15 protein-coding genes and 2 pseudogenes are annotated in these 14,083 nt (G+C 29.7%); 6 read left to right on the forward strand and 11 right to left on the reverse strand.

What is annotated here, in order from left to right:
* The 9 genes and pseudogenes from L8V79_RS07535 to mnmG all read right to left on the reverse strand — a co-directional run.
* Window positions 1-642, reverse strand: a pseudogene (locus L8V79_RS07535) (hypothetical protein); the annotation flags it as partial.
* 59 nt (window positions 643-701) lie between these two features.
* The gene (gene fliR / locus L8V79_RS07540; protein WP_263664301.1) at window positions 702-1,472 is read right to left on the reverse strand and encodes a flagellar biosynthetic protein FliR; all 771 of its coding nucleotides are present in this window, start codon (window positions 1,470-1,472) and stop codon (window positions 702-704) included.
* Window positions 1,459-2,094, reverse strand: coding sequence for an ABC transporter ATP-binding protein (locus L8V79_RS07545; RefSeq protein WP_263664302.1), 636 nt, complete (start codon window positions 2,092-2,094; stop codon window positions 1,459-1,461). The genes fliR and L8V79_RS07545 overlap by 14 nt, the downstream gene beginning before the upstream one ends.
* Window positions 2,095-2,096: 2 nt before the next feature.
* Window positions 2,097-3,173, reverse strand: a complete 1,077-nt coding sequence (gene tsf, locus L8V79_RS07550) for a translation elongation factor Ts (RefSeq protein ID WP_263664303.1) — start codon at window positions 3,171-3,173, stop codon at window positions 2,097-2,099.
* Window positions 3,173-3,958 carry a 30S ribosomal protein S2 gene (gene rpsB / locus L8V79_RS07555; protein ID WP_012661799.1) on the reverse strand — a complete coding sequence of 262 codons (786 nt, stop codon included), beginning with the start codon at window positions 3,956-3,958 and terminating at the stop codon, window positions 3,173-3,175. Before rpsB ends, tsf begins: the two co-directional genes overlap by 1 nt.
* Before the next feature lie 173 nt (window positions 3,959-4,131).
* Window positions 4,132-5,259 carry a c-type cytochrome gene (locus L8V79_RS07560; protein ID WP_263703140.1) on the reverse strand — a complete coding sequence of 376 codons (1,128 nt, stop codon included), beginning with the start codon at window positions 5,257-5,259 and terminating at the stop codon, window positions 4,132-4,134.
* A gap of 2 nt (window positions 5,260-5,261) precedes the next feature.
* Window positions 5,262-6,506, reverse strand: a complete 1,245-nt coding sequence (locus L8V79_RS07565; protein WP_039668616.1) for a ubiquinol cytochrome c oxidoreductase, cytochrome b subunit — start codon at window positions 6,504-6,506, stop codon at window positions 5,262-5,264.
* 1 nt (window position 6,507) lies between these two features.
* Entirely contained in the window at window positions 6,508-7,011 is a 504-nt protein-coding gene (locus L8V79_RS07570) for a ubiquinol cytochrome c oxidoreductase, 2Fe-2S subunit (protein ID WP_039618773.1), read from the reverse strand.
* Between the two features lie 166 nt (window positions 7,012-7,177).
* Window positions 7,178-9,031 carry a tRNA uridine-5-carboxymethylaminomethyl(34) synthesis enzyme MnmG gene (gene mnmG / locus L8V79_RS07575; protein WP_263703142.1) on the reverse strand — a complete coding sequence of 618 codons (1,854 nt, stop codon included), beginning with the start codon at window positions 9,029-9,031 and terminating at the stop codon, window positions 7,178-7,180.
* Window positions 9,032-9,154: 123 nt separating this feature from the next.
* Here mnmG and ribE point away from each other — a divergent pair, with 123 nt between their 5' ends.
* Genes ribE through L8V79_RS07590 form a run of 3 tightly spaced genes read left to right on the forward strand, consistent with a single transcriptional unit; the run spans window position 9,155 to window position 10,603 of the window.
* Window positions 9,155-9,763 (forward strand): riboflavin synthase, encoded by a 609-nt coding sequence (gene ribE / locus L8V79_RS07580; RefSeq protein ID WP_039628629.1) that lies wholly within the window; start codon window positions 9,155-9,157, stop codon window positions 9,761-9,763.
* A complete protein-coding gene (gene pgeF / locus L8V79_RS07585; protein WP_263703144.1) occupies window positions 9,727-10,395 on the forward strand; it encodes a peptidoglycan editing factor PgeF in 669 nt (222 codons plus the stop codon). The genes ribE and pgeF overlap by 37 nt, the downstream gene beginning before the upstream one ends.
* A gap of 1 nt (window position 10,396) precedes the next feature.
* Complete coding sequence (locus tag L8V79_RS07590; protein ID WP_149062476.1) at window positions 10,397-10,603, forward strand: hypothetical protein; 207 nt, start codon at window positions 10,397-10,399, stop codon at window positions 10,601-10,603.
* 2 nt (window positions 10,604-10,605) lie between these two features.
* Here L8V79_RS07590 and L8V79_RS07595 read toward each other — a convergent pair whose 3' ends face one another.
* Together L8V79_RS07595 and L8V79_RS07600 are read right to left on the reverse strand one after the other, a co-directional pair.
* The gene (locus L8V79_RS07595; protein ID WP_263703145.1) at window positions 10,606-11,859 is read right to left on the reverse strand and encodes a sensor histidine kinase; all 1,254 of its coding nucleotides are present in this window, start codon (window positions 11,857-11,859) and stop codon (window positions 10,606-10,608) included.
* On the reverse strand, window positions 11,822-12,487 hold the full coding sequence (locus tag L8V79_RS07600; protein WP_263703146.1) for a response regulator transcription factor: 666 nt from the start codon (window positions 12,485-12,487) through the stop codon (window positions 11,822-11,824). Before L8V79_RS07600 ends, L8V79_RS07595 begins: the two co-directional genes overlap by 38 nt.
* A 133-nt stretch (window positions 12,488-12,620) precedes the next feature.
* Here L8V79_RS07600 and L8V79_RS08260 point away from each other — a divergent pair.
* The 3 genes and pseudogenes from L8V79_RS08260 (at window position 12,621) to L8V79_RS07615 (ending at window position 14,083) form a co-directional block, all read left to right on the forward strand.
* Window positions 12,621-13,207: pseudogene (locus tag L8V79_RS08260) on the forward strand (bacteriohemerythrin).
* A gap of 80 nt (window positions 13,208-13,287) precedes the next feature.
* On the forward strand, window positions 13,288-13,851 hold the full coding sequence (locus L8V79_RS07610) for a bacteriohemerythrin (RefSeq protein WP_263703147.1): 564 nt from the start codon (window positions 13,288-13,290) through the stop codon (window positions 13,849-13,851).
* Window positions 13,852-13,861: 10 nt separating this feature from the next.
* A complete protein-coding gene (locus L8V79_RS07615; RefSeq protein WP_263664313.1) occupies window positions 13,862-14,083 on the forward strand; it encodes a ribbon-helix-helix protein, CopG family in 222 nt (73 codons plus the stop codon).

Genomic DNA, 14,083 nt, shown 5'->3' on the forward strand with positions numbered 1-14,083 from the left:
TTCTATATTTTCTTCTATATTTTCTTCTATATTTTCTTCTATATTTTCTTCTATATTTTCTTCATGTTGTTCATCTACTAATGTTAACTTATCATCTAATTCCTTGTCAATATCAGCTTCATTTGATAATTTAGATTTATCTTCAACTTCTAATGAATTATCTAAATTTTCTTCAAAAAAATCTTCTTGCAGATTTAAATCATCTTCACTTAAACTTTCTTCATGCTCAGACAAATCAATACCAGCCAAAAGTTCATTTCCATCTAAAGGCATATCTTTATCAATTAAAACATCCTCATCAAAACTCAATTCCTCTTCTTCTAAAGTACTATCCTTACTTTCACTTAAAGTTTTTTCATTACCCAAAAGTTCTATAAAATCAGTCGGTAAAAAAGGCTTATATAAACACTCTACGCCTTCTACTTGCTCTTGGTTTCTAGGTAATAAATAAATCAATCTATTGCATTTACTTTTCAATTCATCTAAATTAGCTTCAATATCATGATCTATGATGATAATATCATAAAATTCTTCAAGTTCTTCAGCATTTGCAAGCTCTTCAAATTCATAACCTAGTTTTTGAACCCCCAAACTAATTAATTTTGAAACAGCTACATTAGAATTTATCAGCACAACCTTCATCTGTCATCTCCCAAGTCAAAGAAATGTATTATTTTAAAACATTTTTAATTATTTATTGCTTATATATTGAAAAACAATAACTCCATATGCTCAAAACTTTTTAACATTAAATTTTTAAAATACTGCATCATGATGAGTAAAATAGCAATAAGCACTGCAAAAGATAAAAATATCTTGATAGGATAACCCACCACTAAAAGATTAAATTGTGGCATAGTTTTCATAAGCATACCAAAAATAACATCTGATAATAAAGATATTGCTAAAATAGGAAAAGCCATAGAAAAACCGAGCACAAAAATATTTACCATAGCTTTATTCAAATAAAGCATTAAATTCTCATGCGGATAAAATCCACCCAAACTAATATAATCTAACGAACTAGATATAAAAAGCAATACCAAATGATGACCATCAAATGCTAAAAAAACCAACAATGCAAGCAAATTTAAAACTTGAGAAATTACTGGAGTATTAGCACCTGTAGCTGGATCTAAAATACTAGCCATAGAAAAACCCATGGTAAAAGAAATTTGCTCACCTGCCATTTGTAAAATAGCAAAAATCATTTGTAAAATTAAACCTGCAACCATCCCAAAAAGCACTTCACTTAAAAGATACAAAATAAAAAAAGAATCAGGTGTATTATTTTCAAGTTTTGCCAAAGGATATAAAAACATTGTTAAAAATAAAGCTAAAGTTGTTTTTACTACCAAAGGTATACTATTGTGAGAAAAAAAAGGGAAAAATACTATTAATCCACTCATTCTGGCAAATAAAAGCATGAAAATTACAACATTTTCATCGCCTAAATATTTAACAAATTCCATAATTACTTAAATGGTAAATCCTATCACATTTTTTAGCAAGTTCTTGATCGTGAGTCACAAAAACTAAAGCTGCATTATTTTCTTTGACATAACTAATCAAAATATCTAACACATTTAAAGCATTTTTAAAATCTAAATTACCAGTAGCCTCATCAGCAAAAATGATTTTTGGTCTTTTACTTAAAACTCTAGCTATACTTACTCGTTGCTGCTGTCCACCACTTAATTTTGTGATCTTTTGATTCATTAAATCAACAATATCAAGTTTTTTTAATAACTCATAATCGATATTTTGCCTACTCAAAATACTTGCAAGCTCTATATTTTCAAAAGCTAAAAAACCTTTAAATAAATAATGCATTTGAAAAATAATCCCAAAATCTTTTCTACGAATTTCTAATAAAGCTTCATCGTTTAAGGAATACAAATCCTGATTATTATAAAAAACTTTTCCTGATTGAGGTTTTAACAAGGTAGATAAAATATGCAAAAGAGTAGATTTGCCACACCCACTACTTCCACATATTGCAATACAATCTTTTGCATTTAAAGTAAAATTTAGATTTTCAAAAAGCGGAATATCAAAACTATGGCTTAAATTTTCCGCTTTTAAAAGTTCCATTTTTAACCAATTTGCGCAGCAACTTCAGCAGCAAAATCTTCAGTTTTCTTTTCTAGACCTTCACCCACTTCAAAACGAATAAATTCTACTATTTTAATAGTTCCACCAAATTCTTTTTCTTTTTCTGCAATTACTTGCTCGACAGTTTTTTTATCATCCATCGCATAAAACTGTCCCATTAGGGTAAGTCTACCATCAAGCTGAGAATTATCCGCTATAAAGCTATTTAGTTTACCTGGGATGATGTTAGGCCAAATTTTTTCTGGTTTTCCTTGTGCTTGAAGTTCAGCTTTAATAGCCTCTTCAGCTTCTTGGATTATCTCTTGAGTTAATTGCTTTCTACTTGCAAATTTTGGAATTTTAAGCTCTGGCTTATTAGGATCTTTTAATCTTCTTCTTTCTTCATTTTCTTTTTCCAACTCTGCAACTAAAGCTTTATATTCATTTTCTACAAAATCCATATCAAGCTCTTCATAAGATAGATAACTTGGTTTCATTGCAGCAATATGCATACAAAGGTGTTTTAAAAATTCTCCACACTTATTAGCCGTAGCTTCACTATCACAAGCTGCAGCAATAATAACACCCACGCGTCCATTAGAATGAACATAACCATTTACCGCTCCACTAGCTCCAGCTTTTACAGTAGCAAATCTTCTTACAACTAAATTTTCACCTATAGTTGCAATTTGATTTTTTAAATATTCTTCAAATTTAACACCATTAATCTCACTTGAATGCAACTGCTCAACATTTTGAAGGCTTTTAGCTTGAATATGTGCTGTTGTATCTTTTGTTAAAGCAATAAATTGTTCATTTTTAGCAACGAAATCAGTTTCTGAATTGATTTCACTTACAGTTGCGCATTTTAAATCATCGCTTACTTTTACACTTACCAAACCTTCAGCAGCTAAACGATCGGCTTTTTTATCAGCTTTTCCAAGTCCTTTTTCTCTTAAAAGTTGTACTGCTTTTTCAAAATCACCATCTGTATCTTTTAAAGCATTTTTACAATCCATCATACCTGCGCCAGTACTTTCGCGCAGTTCTTTTACCATTTGTGCAGTGATTTCAGCCATTATTCTTTATCTCCTTCAAAATCTTCTTCACTCATAGCTTCTTCTAAAACTTCTTTTTTTTCTTCTTCAGAGATTGGTTGTTCTTCATTTGCTTCACCATCTTGCTCTCTTAAAGCTTTACCTTCGTTGATTGCTTCAGCCATTTCTTGGCAGAAAAGTTGAACTGAACGAATCGCATCATCATTTCCTGGAATTGGGAAATCTACTAAGTCAGGATCGCAGTTTGTATCTAGTGGAGCAACCACAGGGATTTTTAATCTATTAGCTTCTTGTACTGCAATTTTTTCTTTAACAGTATCGATAACAAAAATCATATCAGGTTGGGTTTTCATATATCTAATACCACCAAGATATGCTAGTAATTTTTCTTTTTTTCTAGTAAGCATTAAAGCTTCTTTTTTAGTTAAAAGCTTAATGCTTCCATCTTCTTCCATTTTTTCTATAACTTCTAATTTTCTAATCGATTGGCGGATAGTTCCAAAATTAGTCATCATACCACCAAGCCATCTGTGATTTACATAAGGCATACCGCATTTTTCAGCATATTCTTTAATCGCTCCACCAGCTTGTTTTTTAGTACCAACAAATAAAATTGTTTTACCTTCTGCAGCAGCATCGCGAACGATGTTATATGTATATCTAAAGTATCTAAGTGTTTTTTGTAAATCAATTACATAGATACCTTTTCTTTCTCCAAAAATAAATTTTTTCATTTTTGGATTCCATCTTCTTGTTTGGTGTCCAAAGTGTACACCACACTCTAATAAATCTCTCATGCTTACCATGAAATTCTCCTTGAAATAAAATAATTAGGTTTATTCCTCCGCATTCTTTAACCCATAAGCAACCTAATAAGGAAATTAATGCGTGTGAAATGAAAAAATATTATATCAAATTTTATTTTATATTTAGCTTATTATTGAAGAAAAAGAACGCCACAAGGCGTTCTTTGGGTAAATTAGTGTAGTTTAGACCAAACTGATCTTTTCCAGCCTATAGCAAAAATACTTAAGATAGCAAAGAATATCATGATATAAATTCCTGTTTGCTCTCTTTCTTCTTTTTTACTATCACCAACTTTTTCAAGATAATTAATAACTTGAGTTTGTGCTTTTTCATTCAAACCAACTCTTGGCATAGCAGTTCCATGAATTTTCTTTTGAGGTTCATTGATGAAGATTTCAAGATAATGTGCACCTTTAGAACGAATCATCATAGATAAATCTGGAGGTGTCATACCAAGATAATTTTTTAAATCACTCATATTTGAGCTTGAAACAAAGCCATCATATTTTACATCATGGCATCTTCCACAAGCATTTTCAAATGTATGTTTGTTTTTAGCAAAATCAAACTCTTTTGCAATTAAAGCTGTTTTTGCTTGCTCTGAAAGCTCTTGATTTTTAGCATATTTTTCTTCTAAATCAGCTTTTAATTTTGCATCAAATTCTTTTTCATATTCACTAGCTGTATTTTTAAAGAATGCAATTAAATCTGCTAAATCTTGATTATCTTGTGTTTCATCGCCACTTAAAGGATAAGCAGGCATTAAGAATGGATTTTCATCATTAAATTTATGTGAAATTTGCAAAGCTTTAACCGGATCAATGATAAGCGCGGTTAAAAATTTCTCATCATAAATAGCACCTGCATCACTCAAATCAGGAGGCGTTACACCCAAAGAAGAATCTGTAATAGTAGCAGGAATTCCGACAGCTTTCACACCATGGCATGCAATACAATTTCCTTCAAAAAGCTCTTTTCCTTTTTGTGCATTACCTTTACTAAAATCAATTTTTGCGATTTTTTCCCATAATTGCTTAGTAGCTTCTTCTTGGCTTTTTGCAAGCTCTAATGCTTTTTGAGCATTAGCTATAGCTTTTTCACTTCCTGAAGCATTAGCATCCACTGCTGCTTTTTCTTTTAAAGCAACTTCACCTTTGGTAAATTCTGCATCAGCTTTTGCAAAGTCAAAATTAACTGGAGTTGAAGGAGGATTCATCACTGAATGCGCGTAAGGCTCAACCCCCCAATAAACTAAACCTGTGAAAAAGACAACTACAAAAAATATTTTTAATTCTCTCATTATTAGCCCCTTTTTCTTTCCATGATAGTAATAATTGGTAAGACTACTAACAATAATAGTAAAAATACCATAGAAGCGTAAAATCCTATCCAAGCATTAATTCCTGTTGGAGGAAGTTTTCCATAAACTGTTAGTACAATTAAATCTATCAATAACACCCAAAACCATACAAAAAACATCGGTCTTTCATGTGCTGGTTTTACAACATCACTTCTATCAAGCCAAGGTAATAAGAAGAAAATAATTTGTGCTATACCAAATGCTGCAAGTCCTATATCAAAAGCCTTAATGCTTCCAACATCAAAGAAAAATCCTCTTAAAACTTCATAACTCCATAAGAAATACCATTCAGGATAAATATGAGGAGGTGTTTTTAAAGAATTTGCTGGGTCAAAGTTGATTGGATCCATTGCAAAATTGAATTTAAAACATACCAAGTAAAAGAAGAAAATCATAAATAGCGCAATATACATAAAATCTTTAGCTAAAAATCCTGGCCAAAAAGGAATAACTTTAGAACCTTTTGTATCACCTGCTAAATATTTTTCAGCTTCTAAATCAAAATCAATCTCTTCTGAAATTTCATTATTAACATGAGGAATTCTTAAAGAATAAAAGTGGAATGCAATAATTGCTAAAATCACAATAGGCAATAAACATACATGTAACATAAAAAATCTAGTTAAAGTTGGATCTGAAACTGCAAAATCTCCTCTTATCCAAATAACCAACGCATCACCTATAAAAGGAATTCCACCAAAAAGTTGAGTAATAACTTGAGCAGCCCAAAAACTCATTTGCCCCCAAGGTAACATATATCCACTAAATGCTTCTGCTGAAAATACAACAAATAAAAGCATACCACTAATCCAAATCATTTCGCGGCCTCTTTTATAAGAGCCATAATAAATTCCTGTTAACATATGGATATATATGATTAAAAATACAACCGAAGCAGCCACACCGTGCATATGACGCCAAAGCCACCCATACTCCACTTCTTGCATGATAGTTTTATTTACGCTATCAAAAGCCAAAGCTACATCTGGCTTGTAATACATTACTAAAAATAAACCTGAAATAAATAAAATAGCAAAAAGAGTAGTTAAAATAACACCCATTGCCCATAAGAAGTTAATTTGTTTTGGTATCCAATATTGAGCCATTAAAACATTAAAAAGCTTATTTACCGCTAATCTTTGATCAAGCCAATCTACAATACCATTTGCTTTTTTTATCTGTGCCATATTAAGCCTCCGCGATCATTTTTTTATATTCTGGACCTTCTTCGCCTAATACTAATTTTGTTCCATCAATTCTAAAAGGAGGAATGTCCAAAGGTCTTGGAGGAGGACCAAATACATTTTTACCACTGGTGTCAAATTCACCACCATGGCAAGCACACTTAAATAATTTTTCGCTTGGAGCGTAAGCTGGAATACAGCCTAAATGCGTACAAAGACCAATAACTACAGTATAAGCAACATCACCTACAACAACATCTCTATTGCTATCTTTTGCCATATCTGCATCTTTTTTTAAGATAAATATAGGCTTCTTACGCCATTCAATTGTTCTAAGCTCGCCCTCTTTCATGCCAGAAAGATCTACAGTAGTAATACCTGCTGCTTTTACACTTGGGAGTGGATCCCATGTTTTTTTCATTGCAACTAATGAAAAAGCACCACCCACAGCAGCTACCGTTCCAAAGGCAAAGCCCATAAAGCTTCGTCTACTTTCAGATGTAGCCATTTTACTTCCTTTGTTTTGATTTTTTTGTAAAACTTAGCAGTTTATCTAAAAAATGATAAATTTTTTCTTTGGTATAAAAAGCTTGATTTAAGATATATGGATATTTATTTAAAAACAAAAATAAATGTTTGTTTTAAATCATAACAATAGATAAATTTATTATTATCTATTGTTTTTTCATTTTGATATAAATATGTAAAATATCCAAAGCAGCAGGAGTAATACCGCTAATTTGCGAAGCAGCAAAAATAGTTGGTGGATTAAATTTTTGCAGTTTTTCCACTACTTCATTACTCAATCCACTCACACTTTTAAAGTCAAAATTTTCAGGGATTTTCAAATCATTTAAATTTTTCATTTTTTCAATTTGTGCTTTTTGCATTGCAATATAATGATAATACTTTGCTTCATTTAAAATTTCATTTAAAGAATACTCATCCATATTTTTAAACATTTCATCTAAAGCTTTTAATTTTTCTATATTAAAACTAGCTCTTGCAACAATTTTTTGCAAACTCACTATTGAAGTAATCTTTTCCTCTTCAATGCTTTGTAAAAATTCATTATTTTGCTTACTTGGTGTCCATGTAGTTTGAAGTAAAAACTCAAGTCCTTTATCAACATTTTGTTTTATATTTTCAATATATGCATAATCTTCTTGACTTAAAAGTTTAAAATTATATCCATATTCTCCAAGTCTTAAAATGGCATTTTCTTCTCTTAAAAGCAATCTATACTCAGCTCTTGAAGTAAACATTCTATAAGGCTCTTTAGTACCTTTCATCACTAAATCATCAATCAACACCCCTATATAAGCCTCATCACGCCTTAACACAAAAGGATCTTTTTCATCAATTGCTAAAACCGCATTCACTCCTGCCATAAAACCTTGCGCAGCAGCTTCCTCATAACCAGTGGTTCCATTAATTTGCCCAGCACAATATAAATTTTTAATCTTTTTGGTTTCTAAAGTATGTTTTAGTTCTGTTGGGTCTATATAATCATACTCTATAGCATAGCCAAAACGCGTGATTTTAGCATTTTCAAAACCTTTTATACTTCTTAGCATTGCAATTTGCACTTCATAAGGAAGCGAGGTAGAAAAGCCGTTGATATAATATTCAGTCGCATCTTTAGTTTGTGGTTCTATAAATAAATGATGACTTTCTTTATCACCAAAACGATTAATCTTATCTTCTATAGAAGGACAATATCTTGGTCCTATACCTTCAATTTGCCCTGTAAAAAGCGGAGCACGGTAGAAATTACTTTTTATAATCTCATGTGTTTTTAAATTTGTTCTTGCTATATAACATGGAAGTTGATTAGGCTTGAAATTTTTTGTTTTAAAGCTAAAAGCTTTAGGATTTTCATCTCCAGGTTGAATTTCTAAAACACTAAAATCGATACTTTTAGCATCAACCCTTGGGCAAGTTCCTGTTTTTAATCTTCCTACTTTTAAACCACTTTGTTTTAAGTAATCTCCCAAATTTACAGATGCAAGCTCGCCTACCCTACCTGCTTGAAGTTTGGTTTCACCTATATGGATAAGTCCATTTAAAAAAGTTCCTGTTGTAAGTATGATTTTTTTAGCAAAATATGTATTTTCTAAATTAGTTTTAACCCCTTTAAGCTCATCATTTTCAACAATCAAAGACAAAGCTTGCTCTTGAGAGATTTCTAAATTTTCAAGTTTTAAAAGCATATTTCTAGCACAAATTCTATAAGCATCCATATCAATTTGTGCTCTACTTCCGCGCACTGCAACACCTTTGCTTTCATTTAAAATTCTAAATTGAATTCCAGCCTCATCGGTAATTTGCCCCATAAGTCCACCCATAGCATCAAGCTCTTTTACCAAATGTCCTTTTGCTAAACCACCTATAGCAGGATTACAACTTGCAGCACCAATTTGCTCGATTAAAGTAGTTAAAAGTAAAGTTTTTTTACCCATTCTAGCAGCAGCAGCACTAGCTTCAACTCCAGCATGCCCACCACCTATTACGATTATATCATACATATTTTGACCTCATTTTTATAAAAAAGGCAAAAATTATATAATATTTTTTAAAATAAAACACTAAAAATACTTTTTGAAATTTAAAAGTTTTAGATAAAATCTCATAAAAATTAAAGGTATTGAATGTTTAATGGATTAATCCGCGAATTAGCCTTTGTCAAATCATATCAAAACAACACTTTAAGATTAAAAGCAAACTACAAACCAAAACTAGGCGATAGCATAGCAGTTAATGGTGCGTGTTTGAGCGTAACAAAACTTTTTGATGATGGTTTTAACCTTGAACTTTCTTATGAAACAAGAACTCACATAGCTATTGAAAATTTAAAAGATTATGTACATATTGAACCTGCACTAGCTTATGGCGATAGAATAGATGGACATTTAATGCAAGGACATATTGATGGTATAGGTGAAATTACTAATATTTCTAAAAAAGAAAACGGGGTTGATTTTTATATTAAATGTCCTGATGATATACAAATTTATATGGCAAATAAAGCAAGTGTAGCCATAGATGGAGTGAGCTTGACTATCAATGAAGTTTTAAAAGATGGTATTCGTTTAACTATCATTCCTATAACCTTTAATGAAACCTTATTTAAAGATTACATTATAGGAAGACGCGTTAATATAGAAAGCGATCTTTTAGCAAGATACATACACAGACAATTAAATTATAAAAAAGAAATTTCATGGCAACAAATAGACAAAATTGCATCACTTTATTAGAAAATGATTTTGCAAAAGCTTTTGTAACTTTTGATCAAGATTATAATATTTTTAGAGCAAAAATTCACGATAATATTTTTCCTTGGGAAAATTCTATAAAAAAGTGTGTATTTTTAAATCAAATTCATTCTAATATCATCACTCAATATAATAAAGATTTTCACTTTAATGCTGATGGGGTAATTAGTAATGAAAAAAATGTAGCTTTGTGTATTTTAAGTGCTGATTGCTTACCTTTGCTTTTATATGATGATAAAAATAAAGCCATAGCAGCTTTACATTCAGGCAGAAAAGGATGTTTTGAAAATATCTTAAAAGAAGCTGTTTTAAAAATGCAAGAAAGTTTTAACACTCAAGCAAAGAATTTAAAACTCATCATTTCAGCAGGAATTTGTGCTAAAAATTATGAAATTAATGGCGAGGTTTTAAACTACAGCAAAGAAAAATTTGCACCTTTTTTACATGAAAATAAGCTTGATTTAAAAGCATTGGTTAAATTTCAAGCAAAAGAATTAGGTGTTAGTGATATTTTTGATATCAATCTTTGCACCTTTGATGATAAGAGATTTTTTTCTTATAGAAAAAACCAAACTCCAAAGCGCATTGTTAGCGTGATTTATTTAAAGGATTAAAATGTATGAAGTAAAAAATTTGCTTGCTTTAAAAATTCTACAAAAAGCTAGAGAATTTGGTGATAATGACTTAAGCAACGAAGTTTTAATCACTCAAATGCTAAATCATACCTCACAAACTCTAAATCAAAACGATACTAAAAATTTAAATGAATTTATCACAACACTTATAAATGCCAAAGAAAAGGCTAAAATGAGCAATAAATAATTTTAATTTTTCCAAGTTAAAATAAATTTTGTTCCTTTATTTAGCTCACTTTCTACTTTTATGTTAATGTTATGATCTTTACAAATTTTATCCACTAAAGAAAGCCCTATACCAAAACCACCTTGATTTTCATTAAATCTTGAATAACGCTCAAAAATGTTGGCCAAATTTTCCTTTGCTATACCACAGCCACTATCTTCTATTATAAGTCTTTGCTCCAAAAGCATTATTTTAATATGTCCATTTTTTATATTATATTTTATAGCATTATTAACAAGATTATCAAACATTTTAAAAAACTGCTCTTTATTGGCATAAATTTTTCCACCATCTTCCAAGCTAAGCTCTAAATTGATATTTTTTTGCTCCAAAAATATCTTAAAATACTCCATTCTTTCTTTAATCAAATCTTTTAAAAATATCCAATTCTTTTTAGCCTCATAAGCTTGAGAAAAATTTAAAAAAGTTAAATCTGAATACAAATGACTCAAAGTCAAAGCAGCTATTTTTACACGCTTTAAAGCTTTAAGTTCTTCAAAATTCTTTTTTCTTTCTAAACCTTCTACACTCATTAATATCGCACTAATTGGAGTATTAATCTCATGAGTGGTATCTTTTATAAAATTATTTAAAAATCTTATTCTCATTTCTAAAGGCTTGAGTGCAAATTTTAGTATAAAATAAGCCATTATACTTACAAAAATCAAAGAAAAAACCATAGCCAAAGCTACTTTAAATCTTATAAATCCAAGTTCTTTGGAGATATCATCACCTTGTACTAAAACCCTCAAACGATTAACATCACCTAGGACCTCCAAAGCATCTTGTCCTTGAGTATTTGCAAGCAATAAATTATTTAAATTCACATCAGCTACATAAATTAGAGTGTTATTATTATAAATATTTGCGTTATTAAGTTTAAAAAATGTTGTTTGAGCAGGCAAGTCAAGATTAGAAAAATAAACTTTTGTTCTATCAAATATTGCAAATTTTATATTAGAAATTTGAGCAATTTTTCTAGCACCTTTTTCTATAGGCTCAAAACGTAACTTTTCCATTTGTAAAATTACAAAACGATGTTCTTGTCTTAATTTTATGCTATGTTCGGCTATTAATTCTTCTATTAACTTTGCATACCATACGCCAAAAAGTACTATAAGAACACTTCCTATACTCACTAAATACAAAGAAAGAATTTGCCATGCAACGCGCTTGGCTTCATACATAACAATACCCTCTTCCTCTTTGGTTGACAATACTATCTTTGCCTAAAATTTTTCGTAAATTTTTTACATAAGCTCTTAAGCTAAGCTCACTTGGCTCTTGATCATACTCCCAAATTTCTTCAAAAATACAAGCAGTATCTATAAATTTACCTTTATTTTTTAAAAGCAAAGATAAAAGCTTTAATTCTTTTAAAGGCAGAGTTAAAGGTTTATCGTCTTGATATAAAGTTTGCGAAACAAAAGCAAACTTAAAACCATTTCCCAAGTCTTCATAATCTTCATTTTTATGAGCAAAAGAACGCTTTAAAATAGCATTAATTCTTATTTTTAACTCCTGCAATTCAAAAGGCTTTTTAATATAATCATCACAACCGCTTTCAAAACCTTTTTGTAAATCCATAGTAGTATTTAATGAAGTCATAAAAATAGCTGGAGTATATTTGCCAGATTCTCTTAAATTTTTAAGCACACTAAAACCATCACCTTGTGGAACTTTTACATCTAAAATCCATAAATCAAAATTTTTCTCATAAGCTTTATCTTGCGCATCTTGAGCATTATCCACTAAAGTAACTATAAAACCTTCTTCTTCTAAAAATTCACTAACAATTTCTCCTAAATTAATATCATCTTCTAACAAAAGAATTTGTGTAGCCATTTTTAACCTTTTTATTATATTTTACTTAAAACATTATATTTTTTTTGTGTAAATTGAGTGTGAATTTAGTAGAATTAAAGCAAAATATTTATAAAATATTAACTATTTTATAATTTATACTGTTAGGATTTTTATGTTACCTGAATGGGATCAAAAATATAGCATTAATAATGAAAAAATTGATGAACAACATAAAAAACTTTTTGAACTTGCTGCTAGAGTTGAAGAAATTTCAGATAGACCAATTTATCAAGTAGAACTTAAAAAATAGTTGCTGATTTTTTTCACTATATTAAAATTCATTTTCAAGATGAAGAAAACTACATGGCTGAGATTAATTATCCTTACTTAAACCAACATAAACTCATATATAAACAAATCACAAAATCTATAATAAAACTCATACAAAACATAAAAAGCACCAATGACCTAAAATAAAAATTATACATAATGGTTAATTCATGGCTTATAGAACATATCATTTAGCATGATATGATGATAGAGTATTGGAAACAAAGTACGCAAATAAAAAATTCTTCAGATAGCTTTGAAGAAGAAAAACCAAAAATAAAAAAGTTTTTATTTCAATGCCAATGCGAAGGTAGAATTCATAAAGTTCCTTATGAAATTCATTTAAAAATACAATATTCTAAAGTACAATTTAAATGTAAAAAATGCTCTACTAATTTAATTTTATGTAAAGAAAAAACCGAAATTTAATAAAAATTAATCATAATTTAAAATATTGTAAATTATAATACATCAAGAACTCTCCCACAAACCAAACAAGGGGTTTTAGTATGTTACCAAAATGGTGCGACAAATATAGTATTCATAATGAAGAAATCGACAAGCAGCACCAAAAACTTTTTGAACTTGCTGCCAATGTTGAGATGATTTCGGATAAACCTATTCATAAAGGACAAATTAAATTTTTACTTGCGGATTTTTTCAATTATATGAAAGAACATTTTGCCGAAGAAGAAAAATATATGGCAAAAATAGGCTATCCTGAACTTGCTAATCATCAAAAAATTCATAAAAGTATCATACAATCCATGATAGATTTGATCCAAAATTTAAAAAGTACTAATGATTTAAAAGAAAAACTTAATATAATTGCATCCAAATGGCTTTTAGAGCATATTTTAAGAGAAGATATGAAAATAGAAAAATGGCACCAAGCCCAACTTAGCAAAAAAGACAAAAATACAAACCTAGGTGAATTGCAAGAATTTTATGAATACATTTGTTCTTGCACAGATAAAATTCATAAAGTTCCTTATGAAATTCATCAAAAAATACAAACAACTAACACAAATTATAAATGTAAAGCTTGCCAAGAAGCAATAAGACCAAAATAAAGGCTAGACAATGAATAAAAGATACACTCTAACTCTTTCAGAAGAACTTTACGAGCGCTTAAATCAAACTGCAAAATTTTCTAAAAAGAAAAAGGCTGAAATTTTACGCAATGCTTTAGAAAACTATCTTGATGAAATGGAAGATTTCGTTCCTGCTATAGAGGCTTTAGAAGATTTAAAAGATGGAGATAGTAAAAAATTAGACAGTGTTATTAAAAAATTAAAATGCTAA

The sequence above is a fragment of the Campylobacter sp. IFREMER_LSEM_CL2194 genome, from assembly GCF_025771685.1.
Classification (GTDB): Bacteria; Campylobacterota; Campylobacteria; order Campylobacterales; family Campylobacteraceae; genus Campylobacter_D.

Bases quoted from the DNA above. Each gene is read 5' to 3' on its own strand.
- rpsB (WP_012661799.1), bottom strand. From the start codon at position 3,958: ATGGTAAGCATGAGAGATTTATTAGAGTGTGGTGTACACTTTGGACAC.
- L8V79_RS07590 (WP_149062476.1), top strand. From the start codon at position 10,397: ATGTATGAAGTAAAAAATTTGCTTGCTTTAAAAATTCTACAAAAAGCT.
- mnmG (WP_263703142.1), bottom strand. From the start codon at position 9,031: ATGTATGATATAATCGTAATAGGTGGTGGGCATGCTGGAGTTGAAGCT.
- L8V79_RS07545 (WP_263664302.1), bottom strand. From the start codon at position 2,094: ATGGAACTTTTAAAAGCGGAAAATTTAAGCCATAGTTTTGATATTCCG.
- L8V79_RS07600 (WP_263703146.1), bottom strand. From the start codon at position 12,487: ATGGCTACACAAATTCTTTTGTTAGAAGATGATATTAATTTAGGAGAA.
- L8V79_RS07570 (WP_039618773.1), bottom strand. From the start codon at position 7,011: ATGGCTACATCTGAAAGTAGACGAAGCTTTATGGGCTTTGCCTTTGGA.
- pgeF (WP_263703144.1), top strand. From the start codon at position 9,727: ATGGCAACAAATAGACAAAATTGCATCACTTTATTAGAAAATGATTTT.
- L8V79_RS07560 (WP_263703140.1), bottom strand. From the start codon at position 5,259: ATGAGAGAATTAAAAATATTTTTTGTAGTTGTCTTTTTCACAGGTTTA.
- ribE (WP_039628629.1), top strand. From the start codon at position 9,155: ATGTTTAATGGATTAATCCGCGAATTAGCCTTTGTCAAATCATATCAA.
- L8V79_RS07565 (WP_039668616.1), bottom strand. From the start codon at position 6,506: ATGGCACAGATAAAAAAAGCAAATGGTATTGTAGATTGGCTTGATCAA.
- L8V79_RS07610 (WP_263703147.1), top strand. From the start codon at position 13,288: ATGTTACCAAAATGGTGCGACAAATATAGTATTCATAATGAAGAAATC.
- L8V79_RS07615 (WP_263664313.1), top strand. From the start codon at position 13,862: ATGAATAAAAGATACACTCTAACTCTTTCAGAAGAACTTTACGAGCGC.
- tsf (WP_263664303.1), bottom strand. From the start codon at position 3,173: ATGGCTGAAATCACTGCACAAATGGTAAAAGAACTGCGCGAAAGTACT.
- fliR (WP_263664301.1), bottom strand. From the start codon at position 1,472: ATGGAATTTGTTAAATATTTAGGCGATGAAAATGTTGTAATTTTCATG.